9 protein-coding genes are annotated in these 10,481 nt (G+C 72.6%); 3 read left to right on the top strand and 6 right to left on the bottom strand.

The features are described 5' to 3' along the window. Positions 1 to 959: 959 nt before the first annotated feature. Entirely contained in the window at positions 960 to 1,442 is a 483-nt protein-coding gene (locus tag P1P75_RS35085) for an ATP-binding protein (RefSeq protein WP_319263135.1), read from the bottom strand. A gap of 346 nt (positions 1,443 to 1,788) precedes the next feature. Next, positions 1,789 to 2,172: an STAS domain-containing protein gene (locus tag P1P75_RS35080; protein WP_319263133.1), complete on the bottom strand. Its 384-nt coding sequence runs from the start codon at positions 2,170 to 2,172 to the stop codon at positions 1,789 to 1,791. A gap of 246 nt (positions 2,173 to 2,418) precedes the next feature. Here P1P75_RS35080 and P1P75_RS35075 point away from each other — a divergent pair, with 246 nt between their 5' ends. From P1P75_RS35075 to P1P75_RS35065, 3 genes are all read left to right on the top strand, one after another. Then, a complete protein-coding gene (locus tag P1P75_RS35075) occupies positions 2,419 to 3,324 on the top strand; it encodes an RNA polymerase sigma factor SigF (RefSeq protein WP_086771819.1) in 906 nt (301 codons plus the stop codon). A 130-nt stretch (positions 3,325 to 3,454) separates the two neighbouring features. Then, the gene (locus P1P75_RS35070; RefSeq protein WP_319263131.1) at positions 3,455 to 3,760 is read left to right on the top strand and encodes a hypothetical protein; all 306 of its coding nucleotides are present in this window, start codon (positions 3,455 to 3,457) and stop codon (positions 3,758 to 3,760) included. 88 nt (positions 3,761 to 3,848) lie between these two features. Further along, entirely contained in the window at positions 3,849 to 4,829 is a 981-nt protein-coding gene (locus P1P75_RS35065) for a DMT family transporter (RefSeq protein ID WP_319263129.1), read from the top strand. On the opposite strand, the gene hutI is transcribed toward P1P75_RS35065, so the two are convergent. The 4 genes from hutI to hutU form a co-directional block, all read right to left on the bottom strand. Continuing rightward, the gene (gene hutI, locus P1P75_RS35060; RefSeq protein ID WP_319263127.1) at positions 4,769 to 5,977 is read right to left on the bottom strand and encodes an imidazolonepropionase; all 1,209 of its coding nucleotides are present in this window, start codon (positions 5,975 to 5,977) and stop codon (positions 4,769 to 4,771) included. The genes P1P75_RS35065 and hutI overlap by 61 nt on opposite strands. A 47-nt stretch (positions 5,978 to 6,024) precedes the next feature. Further along, complete coding sequence (locus P1P75_RS35055) at positions 6,025 to 7,377, bottom strand: formimidoylglutamate deiminase (RefSeq protein WP_319263125.1); 1,353 nt, start codon at positions 7,375 to 7,377, stop codon at positions 6,025 to 6,027. Continuing rightward, positions 7,374 to 8,588, bottom strand: coding sequence for an allantoate amidohydrolase (locus P1P75_RS35050; protein WP_319263137.1), 1,215 nt, complete (start codon positions 8,586 to 8,588; stop codon positions 7,374 to 7,376). The genes P1P75_RS35055 and P1P75_RS35050 overlap by 4 nt, the downstream gene beginning before the upstream one ends. A gap of 98 nt (positions 8,589 to 8,686) precedes the next feature. Continuing rightward, positions 8,687 to 10,351, bottom strand: a complete 1,665-nt coding sequence (hutU, locus tag P1P75_RS35045; protein WP_319263123.1) for a urocanate hydratase — start codon at positions 10,349 to 10,351, stop codon at positions 8,687 to 8,689. Positions 10,352 to 10,481: the final 130 nt, after the last annotated feature.

Below are 10,481 nucleotides of genomic sequence, written 5' to 3'. Positions count from 1 at the left end.
GGGTGGATCTCTGCGGGGCTGTCTCTGCGGGGCTGGGTGCGGCTTGGCTCGACTGGGTGCGGCCCGGCGGGCTTCAGGGACCCCGCCACATCCGGGGCAGGCTGAGGCTGGGAGCCGATGGCCATCGGGCTGCGGACGATGCGGGGACGGGTCGGCGCACCGGGAGGAGCGGGACCGGCCCGGGCGCCGGGCGAGGGGCCGCTGACAGGACTGGCCGCACGGGCCGGAGGCGAGCCACGCCCTCGCGGCGGCCCCTCGCCAAGCGGGCCGAAGGGACCGGTCACGTCGAAGCTCGGGCCGCACCGGTGCGGCAGTGCGCCACGCAGGAGAGGCCGTGCGCCACGCAGGGGAGGCGGTGGGCCACGCAGGAAAGGCGGTGCGCCACACAGGAGATGCAGTGGGCCACACAGGAGAGGCCGTGCGCCACGCAGGAGAGGCGGTGGGCCACGCAGGGGAGGCAGTGGGCGGTGGTGCCCCGCCGAGTGGTGTAGCCATCCGGACCGCGCGGCTCCGTTCAGCGCCGTGGTGCACGCGCCAGCCGGCCCGCCTCCCCGGTTCGCCGCGCCGCTCACGGGCGTCATCACCGCCATCCGGCGCGGAAACGAGTACACCACCCCATTTGAGCTGCGGAGTCGCGAGCTCCGCATCCCTGCACCACGACGCGGGACGCCACCCAGTGGGCCGCACCGATGCGGCCGTGCGCCACGCAGGAGAGGCAGCGGGCCGCGCAGGGGAGGCGGTCAGGTGGAGGCAGCCGCTCGGCGCGGGGGCGGGCTCGTGTCGGCGCGGCCCGTCGAGCCCTGGTCGGTCCGCGGCGGGAAGCGGGTGGTCAGGTCAGTGCGGTGACGGAAGCCGGGCCACGTCGACGCGACAGCGCGAGCGTGAGGGCGAGCGTGAGGGCGAGCGTGAGGGCGAGCGTGAGGGCGACAGACGGTCCCGCCCGGCGGTCCCCCGTGGGGTCAGGCCGGGGCGCCCAGTTCCGCCCATACCGTTTTGCCCGCGACCTCCGGGGTCCGGACGACTCCCCAGTCGAGGCAGAGGCGTTGCACGATGAACATGCCATGGCCGCCGGGGCGGCCCGCGCGGTGGGGGGTGCGGGGTGCCGGCTGGCCGGTGCCGCGGTCGGAGACCTCGACGCGGATCACCTTGTTGTCACAGCTGAGCCGGAGCCCGTCCGGGCCCTCGGCGTGCAGGCAGGCGTTGGTGACCAGTTCGGAGACGACGAGCAGGACGTCCTCGGCGGCGGCCCGCCGGTCGGCGCCCGCGGCGGGCAGCCAGCCCCAGGCGTACAACGCCTGGCGGGCGAAGTCGCGGGCGAGGGGGACGACACCGCTCGCGCCGTCGAAGCTCAGTCTGCGGACCTGACGACCCGCCGACGCTCCGGAAGCGCCGCTGGGCTCCGGGCCGCGGTCGCCCGGCGAGCAAGGCCGGGTGGTGCTCATCAGCGCTTCACCTCACCGATTCACCAGTTCGGGGTTCAATTCGACGTTCAGTTCATGGCTCGGTCCATCGCTCGCACGATGGGGGTTCACGGGGCTGCGCGGCTCCTTGTCGGCCCCGGAGCCGGTACACACGTTCAGCGGCCGTCGCACGGTAGGTCTGCGCATCCCGCCCTCTCCTCGTGCTGTGCCGCCGACATGTTCAGGTGTCTCCTGCCCGACGGATCGGGCGGAACACCCCTCGTTCGCCCGGAGGTGACCACCGTGTCCGCCCCTGGTGAGCCGTGGCGCGCGGGAGTGCCGGTCGCGCCCGGCCGCCGAGACGGGGCCGACGGGGCGGGCCCCGGGGTCAGCCGCCGTCGTCACCGTCCGCGAGGGCGGCGTCGACCGTGTCGTGCACGGTGAAGACGGCGTCCGCGCCGGTGATCTCGAAGACTCGGGCCACGACGGGCAGCATGCCCGCCAGGTGCACCCCGCCACCCGCGGCCTCCGCCTTCAGGCGGGCACCGAGCAGGACGTTGAGCCCTGTGGAGTCGCAGAACTCCAGTCGTGAGCAGTCCACGACGAGTCGGCTCAGCCCCTTGGCGAGGCACTCGTCCAACGGCTCGCGCAACAGATCGGCCGTGTGGTGATCCAACTCACCGGCCGGGGTCACGACGGCGCTGGAGCCCTCTTCCCGCACTTCCACCATGAGCCGGCCAGACTGTGCGCTGCCGACCGTCCCGCGGTCCATGCCGTGTCTCTCCCGAGGTCGTGAGTGCTAGCTGACGCCCTCGAACACTACGCCCTCGATACGCACTCCAACAGCCGAACAATCGCCCACAAACGGACATAATCGAACAGAACGCACTTGCGATCGGCTGAGTAAAGCAGGTAGGGCTAGAAGGACACACCCGACTCGGCCGGCTTTGGAGGCGCCGCACACCGCAGTGCACGCACTGGCTTCGGCAGCCATATGCCGAGAACGATGGAGGACATCATGTCATCCCGGCTCGACGCTCCGTATACCCACAGGGCGACGTCGACACCCCCTCCGGAACAGCTGAATCCCATCGAGCAGAGCGGCGATCCCCGTGACGCCCTCGCCGGACTCCCGGAGATCCCCCCGTACGACGAGGTCGGCCCCGTCGACGCGCGGGCCCTGTCCAAGACCCTCTTCGAGCGACTGGAGTCGCTGGAGGAAGGCACGCACGAATACTCGTACGTGCGCAACACACTCGTCGAACTGAACCTGGCGCTGGTCAAGTTCGCGGCCTCCCGTTTTCGCTCCCGCAGCGAGCCCATGGAGGACATCATCCAGGTCGGCACGATCGGCCTGATCAAGGCGATCGACCGCTTCGAGCTCAGCCGTGGGGTGGAGTTCCCCACCTTCGCGATGCCAACCATCGTGGGCGAGATCAAGCGCTTCTTCCGTGACACGTCCTGGTCCGTGCGCGTCCCGCGCCGGCTCCAGGAGCTGCGCCTCGACCTGGCCAAGGCCGGCGACGAACTGGCGCAGCAGCTCGACCGCGCCCCCACCGTGGCCGAGCTGGCGGAGCGCCTCGGCCTCTCCAACGAAGAGGTCGTCGAGGGCATGGCAGCCTCGAACGCGTACACCGCCTCCTCGCTGGACGCCCAGCCGGAGGAGGACGACGCGGAGGGCGCCCTCGCCGACCGCATCGGCTACGAGGATCACGGGCTCGAAGGCATCGAGTACGTCGAGTCGTTGAAGCCGATGATCGCCGAACTTCCGCCGCGCGACCGGAAGATCCTCTCGCTGCGCTTCGTCGCCGGGATGACCCAGTCGGAGATCGGCGAGGAACTGGGCATTTCGCAGATGCACGTCTCGCGGCTGCTGTCGCGCACGCTGGTGCGGCTGCGCAAGGGCCTGACGCTGGAGGAGTGAGCGCGCCTCCCCCGGCGACGGAGACCGGGGGCCCCGGAGACCAGTGCGGTCCGCGCCCGGGTGAGCGGTTGGATGCCGCCGCCCGGGCGCGGCCTTGCCTCTGGTGACACCTGCGGCGGGACCCTGGCGGGTGGACGCGGACCGCGGGGTGCTCCGGTCGTACGCGGACTCCGACTACTGCCCGGACAGCCGGGGGTCGGTGGAGAAGGGGACCGGGATCTGGCACTGCTCCTCGGTGGACGGCCGCAACGGACGCAACCTCACGTTCACCGTGGACGGGGACGGCACGATCCGTCCGGTGATCGCCATCGCGACGGCCGTCACGGCGGACAGCCGTGGCGGGGTGTACTTCGCCCCGCTGGACGGGAGACCCCGGCAGCGGTGGCGGGCCGGAGCGGCGCAGCGGACCGGCGGCGCCGTCCTCATCGTGAGATAAGGCGCTGACCCGGCACGCCGTCCTCCCTTACGCTGTGCCGGCCCTCTGACCAGCAGTGGGGCCGCCTACTGCCGTGAGGACCACGCCGATGCCCGCCTCCCTCTCCCGTCTCGGCCGGCTCGCCGACCTTCCCGTGCTGTTGGTCGCCGCCGTGTGGGGGTCCAGCTATCTCGCCGCGAAGGGCGTGACCACGGCGGACACCGTGCTGGCCGTGCTGGTGCTGCGGTTCGGCGTCGTGCTTCCGGTGCTGGTGGCCGTCGGGTGGCGGCGGCTGCGGGCGCTGAGCGGCGCGCAGTGGCGGGGTGCGGGACTGCTCGGGCTGATCCTCGCCGGCATCTTCCTGCTGGAGACGTACGGGGTGGTGCACACCTCCGCGACCAACGCGGGCCTGATCATCAGCCTGACCATGGTGTTCACGCCGCTCGCGGAGAGCCGGGTGCGCGGGGTGCGGCTGCCGGGGGCGTTCCTGGCGGCGGCGGGCCTGTCGGTGGCGGGCGTGGCGCTGCTGACGCAGGGTGCCGGGTTCACCGCTCCGTCCGGGGGCGATCTGCTGATGCTGGGGGCGGCGGTCGCCCGTACCGTGCACGTGCTGGCGATGGCGCGGATGGAGTCCGTGCGCGGGGCGGACGCGCTGTCCCTGACGACCGTCCAACTGGGCGGTGCCGTCGCCGTGTTCACCGTGCTGGTGACGATGCCGGGGACGGGGGCGTCACCGTGGGCCGCCGCGGCGGACTTCGGCGCCGGGGACTGGGCCTGGCTGGTCTACCTCTCCGTGTTCTGCACGCTGTTCGCGTTCTTCGTGCAGATGTGGGCCGTCCGCCGCACGTCGCCGTCCCGGGTCAGCCTGCTGCTGGGCACCGAGCCGGTGTGGGCGGCGGCCGTGGGCATCGCGCTCGCCGGGGACCGGCCGGGGTGGCCGGGGCTGGTGGGCGCGCTGCTGGTCCTCGTGGGCACGGCGTGGGGGCGGTCGGTGGCGGACAAGGGGCGGGCGCCCGCGAGTGAGCCCCCTCAGGCCACCCGTACGCCCCGTCGCCACACCTCGGAGACGAGCGGTACGCCCGGCCGGTAGGCCAGGTGGACGTGGCTCGGGGCGTCCAGGAAGGTCAGGTCGGCGTAGGCGCCGGGGGTCAGGCGGCCCACGTCCGTGCGGCGCAGGGCCGCGGCGCCGCCCGCGGTGGCCGACCAGAGGGCCTCGTCGGGCGTCATCCGCATGTCGCGGACGGCGAGGGCGATACAGAACGGCACCGACGACGTGAAGGACGAGCCCGGGTTGCAGTCCGTGGACAGGGCCACGGTGACGCCGGCGTCCAGCAGCCGGCGGGCGTCCGGCCATGCGGCCCGGGTGGAGAACTCGGCGCCGGGCAGGAGCGTGGCGACCGTCGCGCTGTTGGCGAGGGCGTCCACGTCGGCGTCGGTGAGGTGGGTGCAGTGGTCGGCGCTGGCCGCGTCCAGTTCGACGGCGAGCTGTACGCCGGGGCCGTAGGAGAGCTGGTTGGCGTGGATGCGGGGGTGCAGGCCCCTGGCCCTGCCGGCGGTGAGGATCGCGCGGGCCTGGTCGCCGTCGAAGGCGCCCTTCTCACAGAAGACGTCGATCCAGCGGGCGTGCGGGGCGCAGGCGTCGAGCATCTCGCCGGTGACGAGGGCGACGTAGCCGGCCGGGTCGTCGGCGAACTCCGGGGCGACGATGTGGGCGCCGAGGTAGGTGACCTCGTCGGTGTGGGCCGCGGCGATGCGCAGGGCGCGGGCCTCGTCGGCGACGGTGAGGCCGTAGCCGGACTTCGTCTCGAAGGTGGTCGTGCCCTGGCGCAGGGCCTCGGCGAGGTAGCGGGTGAGGTTGCGTTCGAGGTCGTCGTCGCTCGCCGCACGGGTCGCCGCGACGGTCGTACGGATGCCGCCCGCGGTGTAGGAACGGCCTGACATCCGGGCGTTGAACTCCGCCGTCCGGTCGCCCGCGAAGACCAGGTGGGAGTGGGAGTCGACGAAGCCGGGGAGGACCGCACGGCCGCCGGCGTCGACCCGGTTGTCAGTGGCGGGTGCTTTGCTTGATTCACCGGTCCACGCGATGCGGTCGCCGTCGATGACGACGGCCGCGTCCTGGATCGGACCGAGGGGAGAGCATCCCCCACTCTCGAATTTGCTCGAGCGGGGGGACCCCCGTCCGAGGGAGGGGTCGTTGGTGACCAGCGTGGCGATGTTGGTGATGACGGTGCTGCTCATCGTGTCCTCGTGGGCCTGGGGACGGGCGGGGGCGTCGGCGGGTGCTGTCAGTGGGAGCGCAGGGCTTCGACGGCCCGCGCGAGGGCCTGCGGCACATCCGGGACGAGCGTGTGCGCCCCGTCCCGTACGACATGCCGCCCGGCGACGACCGTATGCCGTACGTCGGCCGCGGTCGCCGCGAATACGGCCGTCTCGGCGCCCAGCCTGGGCGGCGGGCCCGCTGTCCTGACCGAGTCGAGCGCGATCGTCGTGAAGTCCGCGGCCTTGCCGGTCTCCAGAACGCCCGCGTCGTCGCGGCCGAGGGCTGCGTGACCGTCGGCGGAGGCGGCCCGCAGCAGGGCGGCGGCTGTCCAGTGCCCGCGGGTGCGGCTGCGCAGCCGCTCGTTCAGCTCCATCGCGCGGGCCTCTTCGAGCAGGTCGATCACGGCGTGGCTGTCGGAGCCGAGGGAGAGCGGGGAGCCGGCCTGTTGCAGGGATACGGCCGGGCCGATGCCGTCGGCCAGGTCCCGTTCCGTCGTCGGGCACATGCAGGTGCCGGTGCGGGAGCGGCCGAGGAGGGCGATGTCCTCGTCGGTGAGGTGGGTGTTGTGTACACCGGTGGTGCGCTCGCCGAGCACGCCGTGCTCGGCGAGCAGCTGGGTCGGGGTGCGGCCGTGGGCCTCGCGGCAGGCGTCGTTCTCGGCGCTCTGCTCGGACAGGTGGACGTGCAGCGGTGCCCCGCGTTCCTCGGCCCAGCGGGCCACGGTCGCCAACTGCCCCGCTGGCACGGCCCGTACGGAGTGGATCGCGGCCCCGATCCGTGCGTGATCCCGTTCCTTGAGAAGTGAACAGCGTTCGGCCCAGGCGTCTGCGTCGCCGTCGGAGAAGCGGAGCTGGTGGGCGTTGGGGGCCTGTCCGAAGCCTGACGAGATATAGGCGGTGTCGAGGAGGGTGATGCGGATACCGGCTTCGGCGGCGGCCTCGATCAGGGCCTCGCCCATCGCGTTGGGGTCCGCGTAGGGGGTGCCGCCGGGCGCGTGGTGCACGTAGTGGAACTCCCCGACGGCCGTGACGCCGGCCAGGGCCATTTCGGCGTACACCGCGCGGGCCAGCTGGTGGTAGGTCTGCGGGGTCAGCCGGTCGGCGACGGAGTACATGACCTCGCGCCAGGTCCAGAAGGTTCCCGAGCCGACCTGCACGGTGCCGCGCAGGGCACGGTGGAAGGCGTGGCTGTGGGCGTTCGCCAGGCCCGGCAGGGTCAGTCCGCGCAGGATCTCGGCGCCGGGCGACGGGGCGTCGACGCCCCTGCGGACGGCCGTGATCCGGCCGTCCGTGACCTCGACGGTCACCCCCGGCTCGACGTGGGTGCCGAGCCAGGCGTGCTCCAGCCAGTACGTCCGTGTCCGCTGCGTGGGGGTCACGTGCAGGCCAGCCCTTCCAGTACGTCGGCGAGCGCGAGCACCCCGGCCACGCAGTCGTCCTCGGCCGCGTACTCGGCCGGGGAGTGCGAGACGCCCGTGGGGTTGCGCACGAACAGCATGGCGGTCGGGATGCTCCCGGAGAGGATTCCGGCGTCGTGTCCGGCGCCCGTGCCGAGGACGGGGACCTTGAGGCCGCTTTCCCGGCCGCTTTCCCGGCCCAGGAGGCGGGCGAGTTCGTCGCGCAGGGCGTGGTCGAACTCGACGACGGGCGTGAAGGACTCGCGGACGACGTCCAGGTCGACTCCGTGCGCCGTCGCGTACTCGTGGGCCGCCCTCTCGACACCGCCGACGACCTGGTCGAGGCTCTGCTGGTCGGCGGCGCGGGAGTCGAGCCAGCCGCGCACCAGGGAGGGGACGGCGTTGACGCCGTTCGGCTCGACGGAGATCTTGCCGAAGGTGGCGACGGCACCGGCGAGCCGGGCCTCGCGGCGGGCGGCGAGCACGGTCTCGGCGTACGGCAGCATCGGGTCGCGCCGGTCCACCAGCCGGGTGGTGCCGGCGTGGTTGGCCTCGCCCCGGAAGTCGAACCGCCAGCGGCCGTGCGGCCAGATGGCGCTGGCGATGCCGACCCGGTCGCCGCTGAGGTCGAGGGCGCGGCCCTGCTCGACGTGCAGTTCGACGAAGGCGCCGATGCGGCCGAGCCGTTCCGGGTCCGGGCCGATGGCGTCGGGGTCGTACCCGGCGGCTTCCATGGCACGCGGCAGGGTGATGCCGTCGCCGTCGGTCAGCCGGTGGGCCTGCTCGACCGTGAGGTGTCCGGCGGTGAGCCGGGAGCCGACACAGGCGAGCCCGAAGCGGGCCCCCTCCTCGTCGCCGAAGTTGACGAGGGCGAGGGGCCTGGCGAACCGCGCTCCCCTACGGCGCAGTTCGTCGAGTGCGGCGAAGGACGACACGACGCCGAGGGGTCCGTCGAAGGCGCCCCCGTCGGGCACCGAGTCGAGATGCGACCCGGTGACGACGGCGTTCCCGGCGGCGGGGTCGCCGAGCCAGGCCCACTGGTTGCCGTTGCGGTCGACCTCGTAGGCCAGTCCACGAGCCGCGGCCTGTTCCTCGAACCAGGCCCGGCAGTCGACGTCGGCGGCCGTCCAGGCGTAACGGCGGTAGCCGCCGGAGTCGCGGTGCCGGCCGACGGGGCGCAGGTCGCGCCACATCTGCTGGAAGGACACGCCGACCGGACCCGCACCCGCACCCGGCGGCAGGATCTCGTCCCCCGCCGGGCGGCTGCCGCCCGCTTCAACACCCGGACGGGTCACGCGTCGTCACCCTCGCGCAGCGGCACCCGCACGCCCCGCTCGTCGGCGACCGACTCCGCGATGTCGTATCCGGCGTCGACGTGCCGGATGACGCCCATGCCCGGGTCGTTGGTGAGCACGCGCCGGATCTTCTCGCCGGCCAGCTGCGTGCCGTCGGCCACCGTCACCTGGCCGGCGTGGATGGAGCGGCCCATGCCGACGCCGCCGCCGTGGTGGATCGACACCCAGGAGGCGCCGGAGGCCACGTTGACCATGGCGTTCAGCAGCGGCCAGTCGGCGATCGCGTCGGAGCCGTCGAGCATGGCCTCCGTCTCGCGGTAGGGCGAGGCGACGGAACCCGAGTCGAGGTGGTCCCGCCCGATGACCAGCGGTGCGGCCAGCTCGCCGCTCGCGACCATGTCGTTGAACCGCTCGCCGGCCTTGTCGCGCTCGCCGTAGCCGAGCCAGCAGATGCGGGCTGGCAGGCCCTGGAAGTGGACGCGCTCACCGGCCAGCTTGATCCAGCGGGCGAGGGACTCGTTCTCCGGGAACAGGTCGAGCATCGCCTTGTCGGTCTTGGCGATGTCGGCCGGGTCGCCGGACAGGGCGGCCCAGCGGAAGGGACCCTTGCCCTCGCAGAACAGCGGGCGGATGTAGGCGGGGACGAAGCCGGGGAAGGCGAAGGAGCGGTCGTATCCGGCCAGTTGGGCCTCACCGCGGATGGAGTTGCCGTAGTCGAAGACCTCGGCGCCGGCGTCCATGAAGCCGACCATCGCCTCGACGTGCCGGGCCATGGACTCGCGGGCCCGGGTGGTGAAACCGGCCGGGTCCTTCGCGGCGGCGTCAGCCATGTCCTCGAACGCGACCCCGGTGGGCAGGTAGGCCAGCGGGTCGTGGGCCGAGGTCTGGTCGGTGACGATGTCGATGGGCGCGCTCATCGCGAGGAGCTGCGGGACCAGGTCGGCGGCGTTGCCCAGGACGCCGATGGAGAGGGGCTTGCGCTGGTCGCGGGCCTCGACGGCGAGCTGGAGGGCGTGCTCCAGGCTGTCGGCCTTCACGTCCAGGTAGCGGTGCTCGATGCGGCGGTCGATGGCGCGCGGGTCGCAGTCGACGCAGATCGCCACGCCGTCGTTCATGGTCACGGCGAGGGGCTGGGCGCCGCCCATGCCGCCGAGGCCGGCCGTCAGCGTGATCGTCCCGGCGAGGGTGCCGCCGAACTGCTTCGCGGCGACGGCGGCGAAGGTCTCGTAGGTGCCCTGGAGAATGCCCTGGGTGCCGATGTAGATCCAGGAACCGGCGGTCATCTGGCCGTACATGGTCAGGCCGAGCTGTTCCAGGCGGCGGAACTCCTCCCAGTTGGCCCAGTCGCCGACGAGGTTGGAGTTGGCGATCAGGACGCGCGGGGCCCATTCGTGGGTCTGCATGACGCCGACCGGGCGGCCGGACTGGACGAGCATCGTCTCGTCCTGCTTGAGCGTGCGCAGGGTGCGCACCATCGCGTCGAAGGAGCGCCAGTCGCGGGCCGCCTTGCCGGTGCCGCCGTAGACGACGAGCTTGTCGGGATGCTCGGCGACCTCGGGGTCGAGGTTGTTCTGCAGCATCCGCAGGGCGGCTTCCTGCTGCCATCCCAGGGCACTCAGTTCCGTACCGCGCGGTGCTCGGACGGGGCGGGGTCCTGACATGGTCTGCCTCCTGGAGGGCGGGCGATCCCGACGGATTATTGCAGTGGTTATTCACATCCTGACTTGATGAATAGAGCTAGTCAATACGCCGAAGGGTGCGGGTGGGGTCGACGAAGGGGCGGAACGAAGG

Source organism: Streptomyces sp. ID05-39B (assembly GCF_033794725.1).
GTDB lineage: Bacteria > Actinomycetota > Actinomycetes > Streptomycetales > Streptomycetaceae > Streptomyces > Streptomyces bobili.
The sequence above is the reverse complement of the archived record's forward strand: the minus strand, read 5'-3'. Positions and strand labels throughout refer to the sequence as shown.